Below are 24182 nucleotides of genomic sequence, written 5' to 3'. Positions count from 1 at the left end.
GGGAGACATCGCGACGTTGCTTGTTCCGCTGTCGCTTCCGCCCCACAATCGCGCCGATGTAAGCAGGTTGTCTTCCCCCGCGCTATCCGATTTCCGACTTGCCCCAGGAGCTGGCATGGACGAACCGATGGCCCCTTACAGCCGCTTCGTGGTCGATGGCTTCGACGCCGATGCGTTGCTGGGGGTGGTGCGCGACACCCGCTTCGAGCAGCGCCTGCTGGCTGCCGGGCACTTCCGCGCGTGTCTACAGCGGTTGGTCTTTCCCGAATTCAGCCTGGACAGTGGCGCGTACTCGCTGCCGATCTTCGCCAGTGGCAGCTTCGGGCAGGGCGTGATCGCCCTGGCGATGGCCGTCTCCTGCGAGCAGCCGATGTGGGCCAACGGACGCTGGGTCCCGGCCGGGCAGGTGATGGTGTTCGCCGAGGACAGCGAACTCAACGTGCGGCCGCGTCCTGGTGGCTGGCAATGGGCGGTGCTGCTGATCCCGCGTGACGTGCTGCAGCGTGAAGCCGTGGCCAGAGTGGGGCGCGAACTGCGGTTGCCGCGCAGCGGGTGGTGCAGCCGCGCTGCCGCGCCTGCCGATGCGTGGAACCTGCGCTACGGCGTTTCCAAGGCGCTGGAGGCGGCCGCCCATGGGGAGGGACTGGTCACGCCGGAACAGGTGGCAGCGCAATCGGCCCTGCTGCTCGGGGCGTTCGTGGACGCGGTCAGCGTGACTGACACCGGGCCATCGCGAGGCGCGGACCCGAGCTGGATCGAACGCCAGCGCGATGCCGTGGTACGCCGGGCAGAGGACTACCTGAAAGCGCAGCTGGATCGCCCCTTCGACAGCCGCGCGCTCTCGCTGGCGCTGGGGGTGGGCGAACGCCAGGTGGAACGCCTGTTCCGTGATGCCTACGGACACGGCCCCTGTCATTGGCATCAACTGGCCCGGTTGAATCAGGCCCGCAGCGCGTTGCTGCACGCAGACTGCCAGGACAGCGTTACCGACATCGCGCTGCGACTGGGCTTCGGGCACCTCGGGCGCTTTTCCGTGATGTATCGAAATGTCTTCGGTGAATGTCCGCGAGACACCCTGCGACGCTGAATGCAGGGCTGAACAGCGTGTCCCTGGGCGGATGAAACAGTGTGCCTCGCATCACGACCCCATCACGCGGTGACTCGCATGTTCGGCAGGCTGCCGCTGCACCGCGATGCCATGAGCGGGCGCCTTCGCGCTGGTTATCAGGCACCCGTGCACCGGCAGGTCAATCAGGGGATGATTGAAGCCAATGGAGGCAGTGCAATGAGCGTTTCGTGCGCGCAGTCGGTGTCTGTGCCCTTCCGCAAGGTGGTCGTCGCTGACGACCATATGCTGGTGGCGCAGGGCATCGAAAGATTGCTGATGGATTGTTTCGAATCGATCGTGCTGGTGTCCTCCGGCGAGGAACTGCTGGACTCGCTACGCCGCGAATCGCCGGACGTGGTCGTCTCTGACATCAGCATGCCCGGTATCAGCGGCATCGACGTGATGCGTCAGGCCCGCAGCGAGGGGTGCCTGACGCCCTTCGTGTTCCTCACCATGCACGACGAATCCAGCATGGCGGCCGAGGCCATCCGGGCAGGCGCGCGGGGATATATTCTCAAAAGTGCGGCCGGCGACGAGCTGGTCCGCGCGATCAACGGGGTGATGGACGGCCAGACGTATGTGACGCCGACACTGGCGGCCAACGCGATCGTGGCATCGGGTCGCTGCCAGTATGTACTGACCGACAAGCAGCTGCGCATTCTGGAATACGTGGCGCGCGGCCTGCGCTCCAAGCAGATCGCTTACGAGCTTGGGGTATCGGTGCGGACGATCGAATCGCACAAGTACGCGATCATGCAGGAACTGGGCGTACACGGCACGCTGGAGCTGGTGCGCAAGGCCGAGTTGGATGGTCTGATCCGCCACTAGGCCGCCCGCCTGCGGGTGGGCAAGTAGATTTACTTGCCCGCCAACGGTTGTTTTTCCCTTGTTACCGTACTGTGTCCGGCCACATCATCGTGGCAGGCATCGAGCGGGCGAGTGCGATGAATGCTGTCCGTGTGTTGCTGGCCGAGGATGGATGCGCGATGGGGCGGCAGCTGCGTAGCCTGCTGTCCCAGCAGTTCCAGGTGATTGGCCTGGTCCAGGATGGCGCCTCGCTGGTGCAGGCGGCGCAGAGCATGTTGCCGGATGTGGTGGTCACCGATATCGCGATGCCGGAAATGAACGGATTGGAAGCCGCGCGCCGGCTGCGCCTGCAGCGGCCTGTGCTGGGCGTGGTGTTCATCACGGTGCATGCCGAGCCCCAGATGGTCACGCAGGCGATGGGCCTGGGAGCGTGCAGCTATGTGCTCAAATCCGACGCAGGCGATGACCTGCTGCCGGCGGTGGCGGCCGCCCTGAAGGGCGAATCGTTCGTCTCGCGCTCGCTGCGCGGCCCGCGCAAGGGCTGATCCCGCTACTGGCGCGGGCAGTCAGACCAGGATGCCGAGCAGCTTGCGGGCCAGCTCATCCACCGACATCGCCAGCAGCACCAGCGGCAGCAGAGGCACGATGGCGTGCAGGGCGATCCACAGCAGATTCCAGCGGTTCAACGGCAGCACCGACATGCTGGCCAAGCCCTTGTATACGCCGCTGAAATCAGCGAACGCGGATGCATCGCCATGGTCCAACAGGGAATCCGCGTCGGCCCCCTGTCGTGACCCTGATCGCCAGCGCTGGTCGAACAGCGCCGCGGCCCGATTGCCCAGCGCATCGAAGCGGTACAGCGCATGGCGCTTGGCCCGCATCATGCTTGGCATCATGACCAGCAGCGGCGCCACCAGCAGGAGCGTGGCACCGATGACATAGCCGGCCAGCAGGTGGCGCAGGTCATACAGACTCTCGCCCAGATAGTGAACATGATTGACGCACGCACCGGCGACCAGAATGCCGCCGGCCAGGGCGAGCACCGCGAAGCGTTCCTGCGCCATGCCCAGGAACGCCAGGCCGCCAGCGCCATCCGGGTGCTCTGCGTGCAGTGCCAGTCCTACACGCGGCAGTCGCCAGAGCAGGCCGGTCCACAGCACGAAGCGCCACAGCCAGAGCAAGGCCAGCAGCCGGAACAGCGGCACGGCGACCCATTCGTACCAGCGTCCGGCGGCCGTCAATGCACCGTGCTCCAGCCGCCAGTCGGCGACGCCCGGCAGCAGGCTCACGCTGTCCGTGCCGAACAGCAGCGGCAGCCATGCGATCACCACACAGAGCGCTTCAGGCAACCAGCCATCGCGCCAGCGGCGCACCTTCGCCAGCAGTGCGGCCAATCTTTCCTGTCGCTGCGGTGGCACCAGGCCGGCGCGGGTCAATTGGCGGAACGCATTGCGCAGCAAGGTGTCCGAGCGCGGGGCGGCAAGCACCAGCAGAGGCATCGCCAGCAGCACGCGGGCGAGGGTTGCGTAGTCGCCCAGCAGCGGCATGCCCGGCGGGGGCGTCCACAGGGTGCCCGCGCGCGCGGTCATCACCACCAACGGCGCCAGCGAGATCACCACCAATGCCACGGCGATCCACAGCGAGAGCCGGGCGGTGCCGCGCAGCATGCCGGCGGCCTGCAGCAGCCGGTGCACCAGTCCGCCGCGCATCAGGGAGTAATGGTGCTGGTCCAGGTGCATGGGGGCAGCCCGTGGCGAAGAAAGAGAAGGCGCGGCTGCAGCGGGCAGCGGACGCGATGTCGCTGAGCATAGCGCTGCCTTTCCACGCGTTGGACGCAGTAAAAATACTGGGGAGGTTGCAGTAACAACTCGATTGTGTGGCTACCGGGCGGCGCCCAAGCTGGAGGCCTGACGCAAGGATCCCGCCCATGCTCCTGGTGATCGATATTCTGACGCGCTTCTGGACCGACATGATCGATCGCGCGGATGGCCCCATGACCTTCCGCTTCTTCCTGCAGCCGACGATGGCACTGATCGCGGCGTTGATCGATGGCATCAAGGATGCCAAGGCGGGCAAGGCGCCCTATGCCTGGTTGATGGCGCACAGCTCTGCGGGTGACCGGCTGGTCGCCTGGCGCGAAGGGGTCACCGCGACCGCCCGGATTCTTCTGCTGGGGGTCGGCATGGATGTGATCTACCAGTTCCGCATGTTCGGCGGTTTCAAGTATCCGGTGGAAGCCTTCGTCATCGCGGTCGTGCTCGGGTTCCTGCCGTATCTGATCCTGCGCGGCCCGATCACCCGCATCGCCAGCTACTTCCTGCACCGCAAATGACCCCCTCACGAGACGACCCGCCGATGAGTGCCCAGGACCCCCGCGAGCAGCTGACCGAGCGTGCGCTCACCATCGAGCAGGCCAAGACGCTGCTGGGCGGTGCCGATGCCACCTCGATGGAGCTTTCCTCGCGGCGCACCGGGATGTCATTCCAGCGCACGCGCATGAGCGCGGATCGCACGCTGATGTCGATCATCCGCACGGCGCTGTCGCTGATCGGCTTCGGTTTCACCATCTATCAGTTCTTCGGCCACATGCTGGAGGTGCCCGGCGTTGGCCTGCGCCCGCATGCGCCACGCAACTTCGGCATCGCGCTGGTCGGCCTCGGCATGGTTCTGCTGACCCTCGGCATCCTCTATCACATCCGCTACATGCAGGGCCTGCGTGCCGAGCGCGAGGAGATGATCCGCGAAGGCCTGATCCACGGGGAGAGTCACTACCCGATCTCGCTGACCCTGATCACCGCCGGCCTGCTGTGGCTGCTGGGCCTGCTGGCGATCGTCAGCATGACCTTCAACGTGGCACCGTTCGCATGAGTGTCGTGGCCGATAGCATGATCGAGCTGGCCGGCGGGGTCTTCAGCATGGGCTCCAACGATCACTATCCCGAAGAGCGCCCGGCGCACAAAGCGCGGGTAGGGCGGTTCCGGATCGATCGCTACCCGGTGACCAACCGGGAGTTCGCCCGCTTCATCCGGGCCACCGGCCACGTCACCGCAGCCGAGCAGGCAGCCGACCCGCGTGACTATCCGGGTGCGGACCCGGCGCTGCTGCAACCGGCCTCGGTGGTGTTCGTGCAGCCGCCGCACCCGGTGGACATGGGCAACACACACAACTGGTGGCACTACATTCCCGGGGCCGACTGGCGGCATCCCCGCGGTCCGCTGTCCAGCCTGCAGGGCCTGGAGGATCACCCGGTGGTCCACGTCACCTTCGCCGACGCGCTGGCCTATGCCCGGTGGATGGACAAGGACCTGCCGACCGAGGCCGAGTGGGAATTCGCGGCGCGTGGCGGCCAGCAGAGTGGTGAGTTCGCCTGGGGCGACACCTTCATCCCCGGCGGCCGCCACCAGGCCAATACCTGGCAGGGCGAATTTCCCTGGCAGAGCCTGGAGGAGGACGGCCACCGCTGGACGTCACCGGTCGGCAGCTATCCGCCCAACGGATACGGGCTGTACGACATGATCGGCAACGTCTGGGAATGGACCAGCGATTGGTACCAGCAGCATGACCAGCTGCAGAGCAAACCGTGCTGCGCGATCGACAATCCGCGAGGGGGGCTGCGCGAACGCAGCCACGACCCGCGCGATCGCAGCGCGGTCCCACGCCGGGTAATGAAAGGCGGCTCGCACCTGTGCGCGCCGAATTACTGCAAGCGTTATCGCCCTGCGGCGCGCATGGCGCAGCCGATCGACACCTCCACCTGCCACCTCGGCTTCCGCTGCGTGGAGCGCGGATGAACCCGAACCCCCCGCACTGCGATGCCTACCGGAGCCCCGACGATGCTTCCTCTCAAGGCGTGGCTGATCGCCATCACCGAACCGGTGGTGGTGATCATCGATGCGATGGCCCTGGTGCTGATCGCGATGGCCACCGTGGTGGTGTTCGTGAGGGCCGTGCGGCTGGCGCTGCGCGGCCATCTGACCAACGTCGAGCGCCGCGACCTGTGGTTGGGGTACGGGCGCTGGCTGGTGGCCGGGCTGACCATGCAGCTCTCGGCGGACATCATCGAATCGTCGATCTACACCAGCTGGGACGCGATCGGCCAGCTGGCCGCGATCGCCGTGATCCGCACGTTCCTGAACTACTTCCTGGAGCGCGACATCGCCGATGTCCGCGAACGTCAGCGTGCCACGCGGCCGGCGCCGGAGCCGGAGCCGCTGTGAGGTGCGTATCCATGAACCTGCACCCGTGCCGGAGGGCCACCGCATGACCATGTCCTTTCTCCGCCTGCCGCGTCGCTGGCCACTGGCCCTCGCGCTGGGCTCGCTGGCTGCACTGTCCGCCGCGCCGGCATGGGCGACCGAGGGCGCGCTGGGGCGCTCGATCACCGGCATGCAGATCACCTCGTACGCCGGTGTGATTCCGCCGGAGCCGGGCATGCAGTGGTCGCTGAGCTACATCCGCTACAACGGCAAGATCAGCGGCGACCGCCCCGCGCCCATCGCCGGGCAGATCTCGCTGGGCCTGGAGGCCGACGTGAACCTGACCGCTGCCACCGGGGTGTACGTGTGGCCGACCAAGCCCGGGCGCTGGAACTTCGCTTCCATGCTGACCGTGCCGTACATCGATGCCGAGGTCACCGCCAACCTGGCAGGCCCGCTGGGCAACCGCTTCCAGACCAAGGACCATGCCTCCAACCTGTTCGACGTGTACTTCGCCCCGGTGATCGCCGGGTTCCACATCAGCGAGGTGCAGCACCTTTCCTTCGGTGTGTACGTGTATGCGCCCACCGCCAAGTACGACCCGAACCGGTTGGCCAATCCGGGCATGAACATCTGGACGTTCTCGCCCAGCGTGGGCTACACGCACCTGTTCCAGAAGGGCACGCTGGAATTCAGCGTGCTGGGCGCCACCGACTGGTACACCCGCAACGACGATACCGACTACAAGAACGGCGTGGTCGCACGGGCCGATGCGCTGCTGGTCAAGCGCACCGCCAGTGGCTGGGGGTTCGGGGCCGCCGGTGGCTGGATCCAGCAGCTGCAGGACGACAAGGGCGACACCGCCGACCGCCTGGGGGGCTTCAAAGGCCGCTCGTTCGGTATCGGCCCGGTGCTGACCTACGGCAAGAAATGGTCCGGCGGCGAGCATGTGGATGTGTCGTTCCGCTATGTCGGCGAATTCAGCGTCAAGAACCGCTTCGAAGGCGACCCGTGGAGTCTGTCGATCAGCGGCGGCTTCTGATCCCGGCCGCCTGCCGGCGGCCACCTGTTTACCGTGCCATGGAGTAACGGTCATGTCCTCTGCCATTCCCCCGGTTGCGTGGTCGGCCTGCCTGATGCTGGCTGCGCTGGTGCCCGTCGCGCACGGCGCTACCCGTGTTGCCACTGCCGCACCGCCCCCGGCTGCACCGGCCGACGCCCCCGAGCGCGATCCCGAGGCGTTGGCCGCCCTGGACCGCATGGGCGCAGCGCTGCGTGCGCTCAAGCAGTTCTCGCTGAGCTCCGACGCCAGCACCGAGATCGTGTTGGAAGACGGCCAGAAGGTGGAACTGGATGGCGTGGTGACCTACAAGGTGCGCGCCCCGAACCAGCTGTTCCTGGAGCTGCGCAGCGATCGTCAGTTGCGCCAGCTGTTCTACGATGGCAAGGCGCTGTCGCTGTATTCGCCGCGCCTGAAGTACTACGCCCAGGTGGACGGACTGAACAGCACGCTGGGCGAACTGGTGGAGGATGCCGCCGCCCGCTATGGCATCGACATGCCGCTGGCCGACATGTTCCTGTGGGGCACCGACAAGGCGCCCAAAACCGCCATCCGTGGCGCGCTGCACATCGGCGGTGGCACGGTGGACGGCGAGCCGATCGAGCAGTACGCGTTCAAGCAGGACGGCGTGGACTGGCAGCTGTGGGTCAGCAAGGCCACCGCATTGCCGAAGAAGCTGGTGATCACCTCACTGGATGATCCGGCGCTGCCGCAGTACCGCGCCCACCTGCGCTGGGACACCCGCAGCGCCGTGCCCGCGACCGCCTTCCAGTTCACGCCGCCGGCCGATGCCGCCCGCATCAAGCTGGTGCCGGTCGCGGTGGTCGTCACCGATGCTGGGCAGGAGAACTGACATGCGTACCGTGATCAACCGCTTCTTCGTGGCCTCCTCCCTGGCGGCGGGCATGCTGCTGGCGCTGCTGCTGGCCGTGTCCGTGCCGGCCAGCGCGCAGCGCAGCGGGTTCCATGGCGGCGGCGCGCGCGCCAGTGCCCATACCAGCATCAACCGCCCGGTACAGCGCCCGCAGGGCGGCAACGTGAACCGCGGGGCCAACATCAACCGCAACATCGACAGCAACCGCACCGTCAATCGCAACGTGAACCGCAACGTCAATGTGGACGTGAACTACCACGACGACCACTGGAACCACTGGGACGATCATCCCTTCGCCACCGCTGCAGCGGTGACGGCGGGCGTGGCCGTGACCTCGGCGGTGATCGGTTCGATCGTCAATTCGGTCCCGCCCAGCTGCGTGACCACGGTGATCAACGGCATGGCCTACCAGCAGTGCGGCAACGTCTGGTATGAGCCGCGCTATGCCGGGACCACCGTGCAATACGTGGTGATCAATCCGCCGCGTTGACTCGGTAGTTTTTCCCGCCTCTCTACCGTAGTTATGCGCATTACGCGTGGCCGGCAGTGCACTACCGTGGGGCTGTAACCACCGGCCACCACGGCCCGCCCCAGGACGGCTGCGACCGCAGCGCGTCTTTCCATCCCGCCTTTGGAGACTCGCGTCATGAAAGCCTTTGCCATCGCCGTCCTGGCGACCTCCCTGGTTGCCTGTGCATCCACACCGACCGTCAAGACCGACTTCGATCCGTCAGCCAGTTTCGCCTCCTACAAGACCTACACCTGGGCGATGAAACCCCAGGCAAGCTCGCCGCTGGTGCAGCAACGCATCATCGACGGCATCAACGCACGTTTGCAGGCCAAGGGCCTGCGCGAAGCGCCCAACGGCGACATCGCCCTGGCAGCGCATATCGCCACCGGCCAGAAGCAGACCCTGGATACGTTCTACTCCGGGACGGGCATGGGCGGCTGGGGCTGGCGGGGCGGTGGCTGGGGTGGCGGGATGGCCATGGGCAATGCCACCACCACGGTGCACACCTATGACGTCGGCACGCTGGTCGTGGATATGTTCGACGCCAAGACCAAACAGGCGGTCTGGCGCGGCACCGCCAGTGGCACCGTGCCGACCTCGCCGGACAAGGTCAACGCGGCGGTGGAAGCCGGCCTGGACAAGCTGTTTGCGGCGTTCCCGCCGGGCACGACCGCCGCACGCTGATCGCTGCGGCACGGCCTGAGATGCGTTCAACCGCGTGGGCCCGCGCCGGGCTGTTCCCTCCCACCGGCCCGGGCCCGCGCACTTGGCTTCCCATCCCCGAGGTGCACCGTGTCGATCGGCCATGCCGTACGCCTGCTCTCGCTGTTGGGCGTGCTCACGCCCTGCGCCGCGATCGCCCAGCAGCCCGCCGCGCCATCGCCTGCGCCGGCGCCCGCGGCCGCTCCGGCGCCGCGGGCGTCCCTGTTCCGTGACGCGCAAGACGGCCGGTTCGACATGTCGCGCTGGTTGCTGGAGCACCGCGGTTTTCTGCCGGTGCCGATCATCGTGACCGACCCCGCCGTGGGCAATGGCGGCGGCGTGGCGCTGGCGTTCTTCCATCGGCCACCGGCGTCGGCAGCGGCAGGTGAGGGCGGCACCCCGAAGATGGTCACGCCGGACATCTATGGCGGTGGCGCGATGCGCACCTCCAATGGCAGCGAAGCGTATGGCGTGGGCGCCTCGCTGCACTTCGACGATGACCGTTGGCGCTACCGCGGCGGCGTCGCCAAAGCGTCGTTCAATCTGGGCTTCTATACGCCCGGCACGGTGCTGCCCGCGCAGAAGATCGACTACAACATGGACGGCCTGATGTCGTTCCAGCAGGGCTTCCGGCGCCTGGGTGACCGCGATCTCTATGTCGGCCTGGCATGGATCTACATGGATCTGGATATCGGCTTCGATGTCGCCTCCGACCGCGATCGTTTCCAGCCACACGAACTGTCCAGGCGCAGCTCCGGGCTGGGCCTGTCGCTGGAGTACGATTCGCGCGACAACCCGTTCACGCCTTCCAGCGGCTGGCTTGGCATGATCGAAGGCAACGCGTATCTGCCGGAAATCGGCAGCGATGCCAGTTTCCAGAGCTATCGCGGGCACGCCTACGGTTACTGGCCGATGGGCAAGCATTTCGTGCTCGGCGGGCGCGCGGATGCCCGCTGGGCCAACGGTGAGATTCCGTTCTATCGACTGCCCTACATCGACCTGCGCGGCATCGGCTCGGCGCGTTACCAGGACACGCGGGCTGCGGTGCTGGAGAGCGAGCTGCGCTGGAACATGACCCAGCGCTGGGCGCTGATCGGCTTCGTCGGTGCGGGGCGCACCTGGGGCCGGCACAACAGTTTCAGCGACGGCGCCAGCCAGGTGTCGAAAGGCGCCGGCGTGCGCTATCTGATCGCCCGCCAGCTGGGCATGCATGTCGGCGTGGACTATGCGTGGGGGCCGGAGGACGACACGTTCTACATCCAGGTCGGCAGCGCGTGGCGCTGAAACGCCCCGGGCACCGTGTATCGCGCGCCTCGGCGCTCGCCGTGGCGTGGCTGTGCGCCAGTGGCGCCCTGTCGCCGCTGCAGGCCGCCGAACCGGTGGTTGCTGTCGCTCCGGCAGGCCAGGCAGACCACTGCGGCGTGCGCGGCCCGGGCGACACCCGGCCACGGGTCGGGCTGGCGCTGGGCGGCGGCGGCGCACGCGGTATCGCACACGTGCGCATCCTCAAGCAGCTGGAGGCGCTGCACGTGCCGGTGGACTGCATCGCCGGTACCAGCGCCGGGGCGCTGGTTGGCGCCCTGTATGCCTCCGGCTCCACGCCCGAACAGATCGAGCAGCTGGTGCTGAGCACCGAATGGCTGAGCCTGTTCACCGACACCCTGCCACGCCGTGAGCGCTCCCTGCGACGCAAGGCCGACGACTACGCCCAGCTGGCACCGATCGGCATCGGGCTCGGCGGCGAGGGCAAGGCGGTGGCACTGGCTGGTGGCGTCTCCGAGGGCGAAAAGCTGATCGCCCTGTTCGAGCGCGCCACCGGCGGCGGCCGGGTCAATGGCCGCTTCGATGACCTGCCGATCCCGTTCCGGGCGGTCGCCACCGATATCAATACCGGCATGGCGGTGGTGCTGGCCGAGGGCAGCCTGCCGATGGCGATGCGCGCGAGCATGTCCTTGCCCGGCATCTTCCGGCCGGTGGTGATCGACGGGCACGTGCTGCTTGATGGCGGCCTGTCCAACCAGGTGCCGATTGATGTGGTACGCGCGATGGGGGCCGACCGGGTCATAGCGGTGGACGTCGGCACGCCCTTGAGCGCGCTGGATCGCGACGCCAGCCTGGTGGATGTGATCAGCCAGCTGAGCGGATTCCTGACCACCCGCAGCGCGCAGGCACAACTGGACAGTCTGGGCGCGCAGGATCTGCTGATCTCGCCCGATCTGACCGGCAAGGTGGCCACCGGCGATTTCGACAAGGCGCCCGAGGCGTTGCGGATCGGCCAGCTCGCCGCCGACCAGGCCGCGCCGGCGCTGCAGGCGTTCGCGCAGGCGCCACAGGAGTACACCCGACTGGCCGCCGAGCGTGCCGGCCGGACGCATCCGGTGGCACCGGCCACCATCGATTTCGTCGAGGTCGACAACCACACCGGCTATGCCGATGCGCTGCTGCTGTCCTATCTCCCGGTCCACGTCGGCGCGCCGCTGGATATCGAGGCGATGCAGGCCGGTGTACTGCGCGCCTACGGCATGGGAACGCTGGCCAGCATCAACTATGAGGTCAAGCAGCGTGACGGACGCACCGGCGTGGTGGTGTCCGCGTACGCCAAGCCCAACGGACCGGTGTACCTGGAAGCCGGGCTCAGCCTGAGCAATGATCTGGAAGGCAATCACGAAAGCAACCTGCGCGCCGGCCTGCTGTTTTCGCCGCTGTCGCCCTACGGTGCCGAAGCGCGTATCGCCCTGCAGATCGGCAGCGAGCCGGGGCTGACCGGCCAGTACTATCATCCGTTCGATCTGCACGATCGTTACGCCTTCCAGGCGGGCGGCGGGTTCCAGACCCGCAGCTTCAATCTCTACGACGATGACGGCGACAAGATCGCGCGCTATCGCGTGCGTCGTACCGGTGCGACGCTGGCCGTGTTCCGCAATGTGTCCAATGTGCTGGCGCTGTCGGTCGGCGTGCAGCGCTATACCGGCAATGCGGAGGTGGAAGTGGGCGACCCCACCATTCCACGGGTGAACTTCGACGAGGGCGCGTGGATCGCGCAGGCGACCCTAGACGATATCGACAGCGTGTACTTCCCGCGCGATGGTTATCTCGTTACGGCGGGGACGTATCAGTCCAGCCCGAGTCTCGGCGCAGATGCCCGCTTCGGCCAGATCGATCTGGATGCCGTGGCCGCCAGATCGTTTGGCAAGCATGCGCTGCAGCTGGGGCTGCGCTATCACGTGACCGCGTCGGGCACGGCGCCGGTGCAGAACCTCTACCGCCTCGGCGGGCGCTGGCGGCTGGCCGGGTTCCAGCACAACCAGTTGACTGGCCAGGACTATGCGCTCGGGTTCGCCGGCTATACCTATGAGTTGGGCAAGCTGCTGGGCCGCTCGGCGCAGGTCGGGGGCACGGTGGAGTACGGCAATGCCTGGCAGCGACGCAGCGACATGTCACTGAGCGACGGCATCTGGAACGGCAGCGTGTTCCTCGGCTTTGATTCGTGGGTCGGCCCGTTGATCTTCGGCATGGGATTCCGCGAAGGCGGCGAGAACGTGCTCTTCATCGAGCTCGGGCAATCGCTGTGATGCCGGCCAGCGGCCGGCACTACCAGTTACCACACCTGCGAGAGAATCACCCCGAGCGCGCCGCACCAGCAGACGATCACGAACCAGGCCAGCACCGCATTGGCACTGATGCCGCGGTGGCGGGCGAACAGGCTCAGCACCAGCGCCGCCACCAGGGGCAGGACGAACAGGCTGACGATCCAGACCAGCGGATGGCCATGCATGGGAACTCCTTGGCCTGCCGGCTCAGTTCAACGTCTTGTCGGGGTAGTAGCGGGTGCCTTTGACGGTCAGCTCCGCCGCCAGACCGCTTTCGGTCATCTGGTACACCCAGACGTTCTCGGAAATCTGCACCGCGCCGGTGAGCCCACCGCCGGCCTTGTCCACCTTCGCTGCCAACGTTGCCTGGCCGCCGATCTCGATGCCGCGTGTGATGAAATCCTGATACGCCTCGGGCGTCTTGAATACCCAGACCAGATCGAAGGTCTTGGCGCCAAAGCCCAGTCCGGCCTGGATCTCCACCATGCGCATGAAGGTTTCCTGCCCGCTGCGGTTGTCGATGGCCACGCCATGCCCACCGCCGCCGCCGGCAATCAACACCTTGACCCCGAAGCTGCGGAAGACCGCGTACCCCGCCGATTGCTCCACGGCCTGGCGCGCACCGGGCTGTGCGGCATACAGCCGCGAGAGCACTGCGGCGGTGGCGGTACGCGCCTGGTTCTGTGCCTCGCTCTTTTCGGTGGAGGGCGGTGCGTCGCTGCGAGTGGGCGTGGAGGTGCTGCAGCCGAGGGGGGCCACGCCCAGCAGGATCAGGGCGGTGCCGGCAAGGAGAGAACGGTTCATGGGAAGCTGCCTCATTCGGGAAAGACCAGGGTCACGATCAACCGGCCGGTCCAGCGACTGGCGTACTGCGGCCGGTCCACGTTGTAGAAGCCGCCGACACCGATGCTGACCGGGGTATGGCCGAGCCTGAGCACTTTGGAGACAGTGGCGCCCAGGGGCACCGTCCAGGCATCGCCGCTGGCCGCCTTCCAGTTGTAGTTGGTTTCCGAGGTGACGCTGAGTGACCAGCCATCGGGCAGATTGCGGGTCACGAACGGCTGCACGCTGGTGCTGCTGACGTCCTCGCGGGCGCCGTCGCCACCGACCGACCAGACATGATTGGCCAGTGCGCCGACGGTCCACGCCTTGGTCTTGTGGACCAGGATGAAGGCCGGGCCGAGCGAGTATTTTCCCGTGCCGAGGCTGTCGTGCGAGGCGGTATCCAGCAGCGCGGCGAAGCCGTAGCCGAATTCGGTGCCGTGCGCTTCAGCTGCAGTCTTGGGGATGTAGTACCCCTGCACGAACAGGTCCCCGGTGCCGTGCTTGTCCTGCGGAAACTGGTTCCAGCTGAGCGGCAGGATCGGGCGCAGGATGAACTTGCCGTTCTCGCCGACGAACGGAATCACCGGCTGGATCTTCAACTGCTGGTTGTGCGCATCGCCGCCGGGCCCGACCGAGCCCTGGTAGTTGTACTGGAACGGCACGGAGATCAGCGCCGCACCGGGATCGGCGAGCTTGCGTGCGATGTCGTCGGAGGACGCCGACCCGGCCGGCGCCTGCTGCGCGGCGAGGGGCGCGGCACCCAGCAGGGCGAGCAGCGCCAGCCAGGCCGGATGCCGCCGGCACCTCATCGCGGCGCATCCACGACGATGTACTGCACCGTGGTGCCCGCATAGCGCGGCTGATACCAGGCGTTGTCGCACTGCTGGTAGCCGATGCCGTTGACGACGACCGTGCTGCAGTCCACCGGCAGCGAGTAGACGATCGATCCGATCACGGCCGACGTAACGGCCACGCCTGCGGTGAACGCGGCGGCATCCCAGAAGGGATGGTCCCAGTACGGCGGCGGGGGCGGCGGAGGGGGTGGCCCGGGCGGATGCGGCCCGGGGCCAGGGCCAGGGCCAGGTCCAGGTCCAGGCGGATGAGGTCCCGGGCCGGGTCCCGGCCCCGGAGCAGGGTGGGGGCCGGGACCGGGGCCAGGATGCGGGCCCGGCTCCGGGCGCGGGCCCGGGCCGGGATGCGGGGCGGGGCCAGGCCCCGGCGGGTGCGGGGTGAATCCACCGCCGCCGTGGGGCATGCCACCCCCGCCGAAGCCGCCGGCATGGGCGATCGAGGGGTGGGCAAAGCCGCGCAGCCCGGGGCGCGCCCCGGCATCGGCAGGCAGCAGTGCGGCGCCGAGCATCAGTGTCATCAGGGCCGGGGCCAGCGCGGCGCGCAGGCAAGCGGAACGGTCCATGCTCAGTTCTCCCCGTCAGTGGTCTGTACGGCCAGCGCGACCGGTACGAACACGATCTTCGTCGCACCCTTGGGATCGAACGCCAGCTCTTTGGCGGTCACCGTGCGCCGCGTATCCCAGTTCAACGTAGCCTGGTAGGTGGGCAACGCGGGATCGCTGTGGCTGGTGATCGCCAGCTGGCGGGGCAGGTGGGTCGTGTCGGAAATCCAGACCTGCCAATCCACCCCGGGTTGCCGGAAGGCGTAGTGCTGGGTGGCCTCGCCCCCGATGCGGGCGCTGCCGATGCGCAGCGCGGACTGCAGCTGATCGGTCGGAAACGCCGGCGTGCCCCACAGGAACAGATCGGCCAGCGGCAACTCGATGCCATAGGTCGTCGCCGATTCGGTCAACAGCGCCTGGCTGCTCTTGTTCAGGCCATCCAGCGTGGCGTAGTACTTCAGCCGCGGCGAGTAGATCGTCAGCGCCTTGCCGTCGTAGAACAGCTGGCGGTGCTGGTCCTCGCTCTGTATCTCCACGAAGAAGTGGTCCGGGCCCAGCACGCGGTACGCGACGGTGCCGGGCAGGGCGATCTTCTGGCCGTCGTCGAGCACATACTCGGTGCTGGTGGTGGCGTTGAGGGTGAAGTGCGGCAGCGCGCGCAGGGCCGCGCCCATGCGCGTGAGCGCCTGTACGGCCTGGGGATCAACGCTGGCCGCTGCGGGCTGCGCCGCAAGCGGAGGAGGAAGCAGGAGCAGCGGTCCGGCCAGGACCAGCGCCAACAGCAGGCACGATGAGGTGCGCGGCATGACAGTCTCCAGAGTGTCGTCGGTGGGGCGCGCGACGGGCCGACCCTGCTGACACTCTGCGCACCGCCCACGCGGCGGACAACCGGAGTTACACGGTAACGCGCTAGGTATTTATACGCAGGCACCGGCCAGCGGCCGGCCGCTGTGCAGGGGCATCATGGTGTCCGGGGGGAGGCCGGTCCGCCGGCGGCGATCCAGGCGTCCACGGCTTGGCTGACCACTGTCATGGGCATGGCCCCGTTGCCCAGGATCAGGTCGTGGAACGCACGGATGTCGAAGCGGTCGCCCAGCTCCCGGCGTGCCTGCTCGCGCAGTTCCAGCAGCCGCAGTTGGCCCATCTTGTAGGAGGCGGCCTGACCCGGCTGCACCAGGTAGCGGTAGACCTCGATGCGCACATCCGCCGGGGTCATGCCGGTCTTGTCCTGCATGTAGGCGATGGCCTGCTCGGGCGTCCATCGTTTGCGATGCAGGCCGGTGTCTACCACCAGCCGCACCGAGCGGAACATCTCGGCCTGCAGGCGGCCCAGATCACCGGCGGGGTCGTCGCGGTACACACCGGTCTCGGCCATCAGCTGCTCGGCGTACAGCGCCCAGCCTTCGCTGAACGCACTCGGGTTGAGGCTGCGGCGCAGCATCGGCAGCTCGGTCAGGGTCTGGCCGATCGAGATCTGGAAATGATGGCCCGGCGCGCCCTCGTGATAGGTGAGGGTGGGAATGCTCCAACGCGTATTGGAGGTGATGTCGCCCAGGTTGATGAAGAACGTGCCCGGCCGCGAGCCGTCCATCGCCGGTGGGTAGTAGTAGCCGCCGGGCGAGGTGGCCTGCATGTGCGCAGGGACCGGCTGCACCAGCAGCTTCTGCGTCGGCAGGTGGCCGAAGTAGGTGGGCAGGATCGGATCGAGAGCGCGCAGGCGCTGTTCGATGTCGCCGATCAGCTGCCTGCGGCCAGCGTCGCTGTCCTCATACAGGTAGCGCGGGTCCTTGCGCAGCTGTTCGATGCGGGCGGCCACGCTGCCCTCGCGCAGGCCCAGCTGCTTCAGGCGGTCATCCATCGCCGTGTCCAGCCGCGCCACTTCGCGCAGGCCGATCTGGTGGATGGCATCGGCGTCCAGGTCGGTACTGGTGTACCAGCGCAGGGCGGCATCGTAGTAGGCCTTGCCCTCGGGCAGTGCCCACACACCGTTGTTGCCGGGATGGGTCGCCAGCGTGGCCTGCACGTTGTCGAGCAGGCGTTGATACCCCGGGTTCACCGCGTCCCGGACCGCAGCGGTGGCCTGCGCGATCAGTTCAGCACGACGGGCCGCCGGGATGGACGGCACCTTGTCCAGCTTGCGCTGCAACGACAGCACCCACAGGCTGTCCTGCGGCGCCGGTTTCAGCAGGGCACGGTACTGGTTGGCCGCGCCTTCCAGCGCAACCGCCGGCGGCACCACGCCCTGTTGGGCCTGCATGTCGACGTTGGCGCGGACCTGGTCCAGCTTGGTGCCCATCGCCTGCAGCCGTTCAATATAGCGGCGGGCGCTGGTCTCGTCGGTCACCGCGTGCTGGTTGTCCATGAACTGTGGCAGGTTGACCGGCAGGCTGAACAACTGGTCGATCGCGTAGGTGCTGCCGCCGACCGGCAACCACGCCGCGGCCCATGGCACGGCCATCAGATCGATCTGGGTCTGGTAGAACCAGCGTGCCAGGCCGTCGCTCAGGCGTTGCTGTGGGTCCAGCGGCGCGCCTTTCCAGGCACGGATCTGCGCCAGGTTGTCGACAAGAAAGCGGCGGTTGACCTCGCGCCGGGCCAGCGAGACGTCGGTCAGCTGGCCGGACAGATCACCGCTGGCATCGTCGCTGATGCCGAGCATGGTGCGCAGTTCCGGATCGGCGTTGATCGCAGCCATCGTCTGCGCATCGAGCAGGGCGTTGAACGAGGCGGTGGCCGGTGTGCTCACCGTGGACGGCGCCTGCGCATGTGCATCGGCTCGCGGCAGCAGCAGTGCGCCTGCGATGGCCAGTGCGAGCAGGACAGGGACACGGCGGGCAGGCGAGGTCGTAATCACAGGGCGATCTCCGTTGGCGGCAGGCTGCGGGCAGGCTACGCCTGCACGGGTGCGGCTGCACCTGCGGATCGTCATGTCTGCGCAGGCGGGCAGATGCGGGCAGCGTGCAGGCACTGCCGGCCGCGCACGGTTGGCTATCTGGATATGCCCGGAAGTAAGGACATCGGTGCGGCGCCGTTGGCTGCGCCGAATGAAATCAGTGACTTGCCCCGCACTCGTTACCCACCTGCGCACCGGGGCGCGAATGCACGCGTCCGCACCGATTGACGCTCTGCAACAAGTTTGCAACATGTCCCGCAGGGTCACCTGGGGACGTGTCTTGCCTGCTTCGAATCTGCCACGGCGATGTCGCCGCTGACGTACCGCCTGCGCTGTTCCATCGTCTTCTTCGGGCGTGATGCCCGATCTCTTCGGAGTTGTCATGAATCCTCGCGCCACCGTGCTGCGACGTCGCCGTCTGTCCGTCGCCGTGCTTGCCAGCCTGTTCACCACCGTTCCGGTCCATGCTCAGACCGTGGCAAGTGCGCCGGCGGTCACCCAGCTCGACCAGCTCACCGTCCTCGGCAACCGCACCCTGGCCCGCACCGTGCTCGAATCGCCGGTGCCGATCGATGTGCTGAGCGCGCAGGACATCCGCAGCAGCGGCTACACCGATATCAGCCAGATCCTGCAGTCGCTGTTGCCCTCGTTCAATTTCCCGCACCCGACCACCCCGGATGGCAACACCCACATCCGCTCAGCGACGCTGCGCGGGCTCTCGCCGGACCAGACCCTGGTGCTGGTCAACGGCAAGCGGCGGCATGCCAGTGCGTGGGTCAACACCGGCGGCACGGTGGGCAAGGGCGCGGTCTCGACCGATCTCAATGCGATCCCGGTGAGTGCGATCGAACGGATCGAAGTGCTGCGTGATGGCGCGTCTGCCCAATACGGTTCCGATGCGATTGCCGGGGTGATCAACATCGTGCTGCGCGAGGATGCGGGCGTTGAAGGGCGGGTCAGCCGCGGCACCACCCGCGACGGCGGTGGTGGCACCACGGCCGTCGCCCTGGACACCGGCGTGGCCTTTGCCGACGGCGGCGGCCTGCACCTCACCTGGGACTATCGTGACCGCAAGGCCGCCAACCGCGCCTTGCCCGATACCCGTCAGCAGTACTTCGGGATCGGTCGCAACGGTGCGCCGGTGGCGCCGTCGGGCACCTTCGGCTCCGGCACCGGCCTGGCCCCGATCGGGGGCGCGGCGGCGGGTGCCGTGGCCGACCCACGCGAAGCCAGCATCGACCGCGATGCCCTGTGGCGCTTCGCCGACTCGGCCGACACCGTGGAAAAGACTGTGTTCGGCAACCTGCGCAAGCCGCTCGCCTGGGCTGAGGAACTGGAGGCGTATGCGTTCGGCGGCTACGGGGTAAGCGAGGGCAGTTCCAACGCCTCCCTGCGCCGCGCTGGCCAGGTCGAGAACGTGCGCGCGATCTACCCGGACGGGTTCCTGCCGTGGGTCGATACCCAGAGCACCAACGCCTCGCTCGGCGCAGGCATCAAAGGTCTGCTCGGCGACTGGCACTGGGACCTGAGCAGCGTCTACGGCCGCAACAAGCTGGTCTACCGCACCCGCAACACGCTCAACGCCACGCTGGGTGCGGCCAGCCCCACCGCGTTCTACAACGGTGCGCTGGAGGCCTCGCAGTGGACCACCAATCTGGATGCCAACAACAGCATCGAGCTGGGTTGGCATGCGCCGCTGCGGCTGGCGATCGGGGCGGAGTTCCGCCGCGATACCTACGGCATTTCACCCGGTGAGCTGAACTCGTACGTCTGGGGGCCGGCGCGGGTGCTTGATGGCCCTTCGGCCGGCGCGGTGCCGACGATCGGCTCGCAGGGCTTCGCGGGCATCCAGCCGGCGGACGCCGGCAACCATCACCGTCACAACGTTTCGGCCTACGCCGAAGCGGAAACCGATGTGACGGATCGCTTCCTGCTCTCGCTGGCCGGGCGCTGGGAGGACTACAGCGATTTCGGCAGCACCACCAACGGCAAGCTGGCCCTGCGCTACCAGCTCGACGGCGGGGTGGCGGTGCGCGCCTCGGTCAGCACCGGCTTCCATGCGCCGGCCTTGGCCCAGCAGTACTTCAGTTCGACCAGCAGCCGCACGTTGAACAACGCGGTGACCGGGGTGCCCGAGTACGTGCTGGTGCGCACCGCACCGGTGGATACGGTGGAGGCGCGTGCCCTGGGGGCGCGCTCGCTGGAGCCGGAGCAGGCGACCAATGTCACGGCGGGCCTCACCTGGGGCATCGGTGGGCTGAGCGCGTCGGTGGATGTGTACCGGATCGACATCGACGACCGGATCTTCCTCTCCAGCAACTTCGTTGATGCAGCCGGGTCGACCGCGATCCGTGACTACCTGGCCGCGTTGGGCTCGCCGGGCGTCACCAGCGTGCGCTACTTCAGCAATGCCGCCGATACCCGTACCACTGGCGTGGACGCCTCGGCGCGCTACCGCTGGGAGCTGGCGGACTATGGCAGGCTCACCGCGACCGTCGCGTACAACCGCAACAAGACCGAGCTGACCCATGTCGCCTCGACCCCGGCGCAGCTCGCCGCGCTCGGCGTGCGCACGCCGTTGTTCGATGTCACCGAGCGCACCCGCGTGGAGAAAGGCCAGCCGCGCGACAACCTGACGCTCGCGCTGGGGTGGGAAGTCGGCCGCTGGGGCATCCACCTGGGCACGCACCGCTACGGTGAGATCGAAGGCGTGGCGGCAACCAACCAGAGCGCGGCCAATGTCGCCGCCTTTGCGCAGGGCTCGACCCGTTTCCGCACGCTGCCGACCGAAGCGGGTAGTGCTGGCAATGTCGACGTGATCCAGACACTGGAGGCGCGCTGGGTCACCGATCTGGACATCGCCTTCCGCGCGACCGAGACGGTGACGTTGGTGCTGGGCGCCAACAACCTCTTCAACACCTATCCCACCCGCAACATCGCCACCACCCCGCAGGTCTCCGGCGCGGATACCTTTGGCGTGTTCCCGTACAGCGAGCTGTCGCCGTTCGGTTGGAGTGGCACCTACTACTACGCACGCCTGGAGGCCCGTTTCCAATGACCCGTTCCACGATTGCAGGCCACCTGCCTGCCGACCCGCAGCGCCGCCACTGGCTGCGTGCCGGGCTGACCAGTGCCGCAGCGGTCGCGCTGGCGCCGGCCGCTGGATCCGCTGCACCGGCCGCTCCGGTAGCCGTGACAGCCGCCGGGCGCACCACGGACCTGCTGCGGCTGGATCTCAATGAAAGCAGCTACGGCCCGTCACCTCGGGTCGGGCCCGCGGTACAGCGCGCGCTGGTGGAGGCCCCGCGGTATGTCAGCGCCGCGCAGCTGCAGGCGTTGCAGAGCCAGATCGCCTCGCTGGAAGGGGTCGCGCCCGAACAGGTCATCGTCGGTGAAGTGCTCGAAGCACTGGGCCAGCATCTTGCGCTGAGCCAGGGCGCGGGCGGTTTCATCTACAGCGTGCCCGGGTATGGCGCTCTGGTGGATGCGGCCAGGCCCTTTGGCGGCCGGGCGGTGGAAGTGCCGTTGAACGCGCGGCTGGAGAATGATCTGCCCGCATTGCTGGCGGCGATCGCGCCGGATACCCGCGCGCTGTTCGTGGTCAATCCGCACAACCCGTCCGGCACGCTGAGCCCCGGGGCCGAGTTCGATCGTTTCGTGAGCGCCGCGCAGGCGCGCACGCTGGTGATCGTCGACGAGGCGTACCTCGACTACCGCGAGGATGCCGCCACGTTGAGCGCGGTGCGCCTGCTGCGGCAGGGCCAGAACGTGGTGGTGTTCCGCACGCTGGGCAAGATCCATGCCCTGGCCGGGCTGCAGGTCGGGTATGCGCTGGTGCCTGCGGCGCTCGCCGGGGCACTGCGCCAGCGCGGCGTCGGCGGCGCGCACGCGCAGAACCAGTTGTCGCTGGCGGCTGCATCGGCCGCGCTTGCCGATCCCGCCCACGTGGCCCAGGTCCGGCGCAGCGTGGCGGCGGAGCGGCGGCACTGGCAGCAGGTCCTGAGCGGGCTGCGCCTGCGCTCGACCGAAGCGGCCGGCAATTTCGTGTTCGTCGATACCGGGCACCCCCATGCAGCCGTCGCCGCCGGGCTCCTGCAACAGGGCGTGCGCATCGCCCGTGTGTTCGCCCGGTATGACACCTGGGTACGGATCACCGTCGGCACGCCGGCGGAGAACCGGCGTGCGCAGCAGGCATTGCGCAGCGTGCTCGTCCAGCTGGGCACGGCCCAGGGTGGGGCGGCGGCGTAGACGCTGCCCGACCCGCCGTCAGCCGCCGATGCGCTCGAAGCCATCCGCGCTCCAGTCCTCACTGCCTACACCGTGATGGATAACGAACAGGCCCTGCGGATCGTAGCGGCGCTTGGCGGCCTGCAGCCGGGGGTAGTTCGGCCCCCAGAACGCCTGCTGCCAGTCCTTCTGGAAGTAGTCGCTCTCTGAAACATAGGCCGGGGCCGAGGGCGCCACCACGCTCAGGGCCTGGTAGGCGCGCGCCACGTTCAAGGCGCCCCGGCGTGCCCGGGGCTCATCCACCGTGCGCCCCAGGCCCGGATACACCGGCCCGCTGGCATTGCCGATGATCGCCAGCGCGAAGGCGTCCAGCACGGCCGGATGGGTGGCCGTGTCGCGGCTGGCGGCCAGCGCCGCCGCCGGCGCACCGAACAGGCCCTTGTTGCAGTGCAGGCCGACATCCATGTGATCGGCGGCCGCACAGATCGCGGCGGCCGCCTGCTCACGCTGCGCATCGTCCAACAGCCCCGACGGCAGCCACGCCGATGCGTAGCCATGCAGGAACCAGCCGACCTGGCCCTGGTCGCCCTTCCACAGCATGTGCCGTGAGGAGGCGCCGTCGCGGGTGTCCTCGGCGATGAGGGCAGGGGCGTGCCGGCGGAAGAAGTCCGCGTCCCAGAAGTCTCTGGCCGGCATCGCCAGTGCCTGCAAGGGTTCGGTGATCGTGTACACCGGTCGGGCGCGGACCCAGTCCAGGAACGGCGTCCAGGTCGCTTCGGCCGCGTCGCGCGACAGACCCTGGAACACCATCGAGATCGACAGCCGGCGCGTGTCCTTGAAGGTGAACTGCTCACCCCAGTGCGGGTTGCACAGCGTGTCGCGGTAGAAGCGGAGTATCTCCACCGCCAGTGCCCGCCAGCTGGCGTCGTCGCTGGCCTGGATCTGGCAGGAGACGCCGCCGAAGGTGTCGGGCAGGTCATGGGTCCGCAGCGTCATCCGGGTGACGATGCCGAAACTCGCCGCGCAGCCGCCCTTCAAGGCCCAGAACAGGTCCGGGTCGTTGTCGGCGTTGACGGTGCGGATCTGCCCGTCGGCGGTGACGATCTCGGCTTCGAGCAGGCTGGCCGCGGCCGTGCCATGCGCTTTGGAGAAACTGCCGAAGCCGCCGCCGGTGACCAGGCCGGTCACGCCCACCGAGGTACAGCCGCCGCCCTGGACATAGCGCCCACCGCGGGTGGTGACCGCATCGTAGGCATCGATCCACATCGCCCCGGCGCCTACGCTGACCGCCGGCTGCGGCGCCGTGCCCGCGCGGGCGTTGTGGGCGACGAAAGCATCGTGCAGCTCGACTTGGTTCATCGCGCGGGTCCAGACCAGCAGCGAATCCGGCGCGCAGGAGGTGCCGTGATAGCTGTGCCCGCCGCCTTTGACCACCAGGCGCAGGCGGTGGGTGCGGGCGAAGTTCACCGCCGCGGCCACATCGGCGCTGTTGGCGGCGGCCACCACCTTCGCGCTGGGCACTGACCGCCACGCGCCGAAGTAACCACTGGTCTGGGTGAGCGCGGGCGCATCGCCGAGGAAGAACGGATTCTGCAGCTGCTCCAGCGCCGCGGTGCGGGTGGCGGCATCAGCGAGGAAGGGGGACTGCGGCACCGACAGCCGACCGCCGACGGCACGCGACAATCGGTCCCACTCGGCGGCAGCGGGCCACCCCGCAGCGCCCGGGCGGACCCTCGCACGCGTCGCTGCGAAGGCAGGGCCGGCCTTGAGCAGCATCGGCAGCAGCGGCAGGGTCAGCCCGGCCTTGAGGCAATCGCGTCGTTTCATGAGGGTCGTTCCTGCGGCAGCAGCGTGGTCGATGCCAGCGAGTGTGTTCCCGCAGAGGCCTGCCGGCCCTGGCCTGGGGCCGGATGTCGGTGATCAAGGGACGAGTGGCGGGGGCTCGGGGGCGGGCGGCGCCAGCCGCAGACACGTCGGTCCCGCGCCGATTGACGGA

23 protein-coding genes are annotated in these 24182 nt (G+C 68.0%); 15 read left to right on the top strand and 8 right to left on the bottom strand.

Annotated features, from left to right (window positions below; all coding sequences use genetic code 11):
- Window positions 1-115 precede the first annotated feature (115 nt).
- The 3 genes from BCL79_RS02345 (at window position 116) to BCL79_RS02335 (ending at window position 2460) form a co-directional block, all read left to right on the top strand.
- A complete protein-coding gene (locus BCL79_RS02345; RefSeq protein WP_121036997.1) occupies window positions 116-1087 on the top strand; it encodes a helix-turn-helix domain-containing protein in 972 nt (323 codons plus the stop codon).
- Between the two features lie 78 nt (window positions 1088-1165).
- Window positions 1166-1936, top strand: a complete 771-nt coding sequence (locus BCL79_RS02340; RefSeq protein ID WP_259462081.1) for a response regulator transcription factor — start codon at window positions 1166-1168, stop codon at window positions 1934-1936.
- Window positions 1937-2052: 116 nt separating this feature from the next.
- A complete protein-coding gene (locus BCL79_RS02335) occupies window positions 2053-2460 on the top strand; it encodes a response regulator (protein WP_147433834.1) in 408 nt (135 codons plus the stop codon).
- 21 nt (window positions 2461-2481) lie between these two features.
- Here the strand turns inward: BCL79_RS02335 and BCL79_RS02330 are convergent, their stop codons facing one another.
- Window positions 2482-3654, bottom strand: coding sequence for a hypothetical protein (locus BCL79_RS02330; protein ID WP_121036994.1), 1173 nt, complete (start codon window positions 3652-3654; stop codon window positions 2482-2484).
- A 188-nt stretch (window positions 3655-3842) separates the two neighbouring features.
- On the opposite strand from BCL79_RS02330, the gene BCL79_RS02325 reads away from it, so the two are divergent.
- From BCL79_RS02325 to BCL79_RS02280, 10 genes are all read left to right on the top strand, one after another.
- The gene (locus BCL79_RS02325) at window positions 3843-4247 is read left to right on the top strand and encodes a hypothetical protein (protein ID WP_121036993.1); all 405 of its coding nucleotides are present in this window, start codon (window positions 3843-3845) and stop codon (window positions 4245-4247) included.
- The gene (locus BCL79_RS02320; RefSeq protein ID WP_259462080.1) at window positions 4244-4783 is read left to right on the top strand and encodes a YidH family protein; all 540 of its coding nucleotides are present in this window, start codon (window positions 4244-4246) and stop codon (window positions 4781-4783) included. Before BCL79_RS02325 ends, BCL79_RS02320 begins: the two co-directional genes overlap by 4 nt.
- Window positions 4780-5706 carry a formylglycine-generating enzyme family protein gene (locus tag BCL79_RS02315; protein WP_121036992.1) on the top strand — a complete coding sequence of 309 codons (927 nt, stop codon included), beginning with the start codon at window positions 4780-4782 and terminating at the stop codon, window positions 5704-5706. Before BCL79_RS02320 ends, BCL79_RS02315 begins: the two co-directional genes overlap by 4 nt.
- A 42-nt stretch (window positions 5707-5748) precedes the next feature.
- The gene (locus BCL79_RS02310) at window positions 5749-6132 is read left to right on the top strand and encodes a DUF1622 domain-containing protein (protein WP_121036991.1); all 384 of its coding nucleotides are present in this window, start codon (window positions 5749-5751) and stop codon (window positions 6130-6132) included.
- A gap of 43 nt (window positions 6133-6175) precedes the next feature.
- Complete coding sequence (locus BCL79_RS02305) at window positions 6176-7153, top strand: SphA family protein (RefSeq protein ID WP_183073646.1); 978 nt, start codon at window positions 6176-6178, stop codon at window positions 7151-7153.
- Window positions 7154-7205: 52 nt separating this feature from the next.
- Window positions 7206-8024, top strand: a complete 819-nt coding sequence (locus tag BCL79_RS02300) for a DUF2092 domain-containing protein (protein ID WP_183073645.1) — start codon at window positions 7206-7208, stop codon at window positions 8022-8024.
- A gap of 1 nt (window position 8025) precedes the next feature.
- Window positions 8026-8535, top strand: coding sequence for a hypothetical protein (locus BCL79_RS20440; RefSeq protein ID WP_121036988.1), 510 nt, complete (start codon window positions 8026-8028; stop codon window positions 8533-8535).
- Window positions 8536-8691: 156 nt separating this feature from the next.
- Window positions 8692-9240: a DUF4136 domain-containing protein gene (locus tag BCL79_RS02290; RefSeq protein ID WP_070470735.1), complete on the top strand. Its 549-nt coding sequence runs from the start codon at window positions 8692-8694 to the stop codon at window positions 9238-9240.
- 108 nt (window positions 9241-9348) lie between these two features.
- On the top strand, window positions 9349-10542 hold the full coding sequence (locus BCL79_RS02285; protein ID WP_121036987.1) for a BamA/TamA family outer membrane protein: 1194 nt from the start codon (window positions 9349-9351) through the stop codon (window positions 10540-10542).
- Window positions 10533-12830 (top strand): patatin-like phospholipase family protein, encoded by a 2298-nt coding sequence (locus BCL79_RS02280; protein WP_183073644.1) that lies wholly within the window; start codon window positions 10533-10535, stop codon window positions 12828-12830. Before BCL79_RS02285 ends, BCL79_RS02280 begins: the two co-directional genes overlap by 10 nt.
- A 26-nt stretch (window positions 12831-12856) precedes the next feature.
- Here the strand turns inward: BCL79_RS02280 and BCL79_RS20225 are convergent, their stop codons facing one another.
- The 6 genes from BCL79_RS20225 to BCL79_RS02260 all read right to left on the bottom strand — a co-directional run bounded on the left by BCL79_RS20225 (window position 12857) and on the right by BCL79_RS02260 (window position 17920).
- Complete coding sequence (locus BCL79_RS20225) at window positions 12857-13033, bottom strand: hypothetical protein (protein WP_183073643.1); 177 nt, start codon at window positions 13031-13033, stop codon at window positions 12857-12859.
- Window positions 13034-13055: 22 nt separating this feature from the next.
- Complete coding sequence (locus BCL79_RS02275) at window positions 13056-13652, bottom strand: YSC84-related protein (protein ID WP_183073642.1); 597 nt, start codon at window positions 13650-13652, stop codon at window positions 13056-13058.
- Between the two features lie 11 nt (window positions 13653-13663).
- A complete protein-coding gene (locus tag BCL79_RS02270) occupies window positions 13664-14482 on the bottom strand; it encodes a hypothetical protein (protein ID WP_121036984.1) in 819 nt (272 codons plus the stop codon).
- Window positions 14479-14628, bottom strand: coding sequence for a hypothetical protein (locus BCL79_RS20360; RefSeq protein ID WP_220668926.1), 150 nt, complete (start codon window positions 14626-14628; stop codon window positions 14479-14481). Before BCL79_RS20360 ends, BCL79_RS02270 begins: the two co-directional genes overlap by 4 nt.
- Before the next feature lie 461 nt (window positions 14629-15089).
- A complete protein-coding gene (locus tag BCL79_RS02265; RefSeq protein WP_121036983.1) occupies window positions 15090-15872 on the bottom strand; it encodes a DUF2092 domain-containing protein in 783 nt (260 codons plus the stop codon).
- A 155-nt stretch (window positions 15873-16027) separates the two neighbouring features.
- A complete protein-coding gene (locus BCL79_RS02260; protein ID WP_183073640.1) occupies window positions 16028-17920 on the bottom strand; it encodes a DUF885 domain-containing protein in 1893 nt (630 codons plus the stop codon).
- 421 nt (window positions 17921-18341) lie between these two features.
- On the opposite strand from BCL79_RS02260, the gene BCL79_RS02255 reads away from it, so the two are divergent.
- On the top strand, window positions 18342-21017 hold the full coding sequence (locus tag BCL79_RS02255; protein WP_121036981.1) for a TonB-dependent receptor plug domain-containing protein: 2676 nt from the start codon (window positions 18342-18344) through the stop codon (window positions 21015-21017).
- A complete protein-coding gene (locus BCL79_RS02250; RefSeq protein WP_121036980.1) occupies window positions 21014-22207 on the top strand; it encodes a pyridoxal phosphate-dependent aminotransferase in 1194 nt (397 codons plus the stop codon). The genes BCL79_RS02255 and BCL79_RS02250 overlap by 4 nt, the downstream gene beginning before the upstream one ends.
- Before the next feature lie 18 nt (window positions 22208-22225).
- On the opposite strand, the gene BCL79_RS02245 is transcribed toward BCL79_RS02250, so the two are convergent.
- Entirely contained in the window at window positions 22226-24013 is a 1788-nt protein-coding gene (locus BCL79_RS02245) for an FAD-dependent oxidoreductase (RefSeq protein ID WP_121036979.1), read from the bottom strand.
- Window positions 24014-24182 lie beyond the last annotated feature (169 nt).

The sequence above is a fragment of the Stenotrophomonas rhizophila genome, assembly GCF_003651185.1.
Lineage (GTDB): Bacteria > Pseudomonadota > Gammaproteobacteria > Xanthomonadales > Xanthomonadaceae > Stenotrophomonas > Stenotrophomonas maltophilia_Z.
This window is presented reverse-complemented; position numbering and strand designations above follow the sequence as displayed.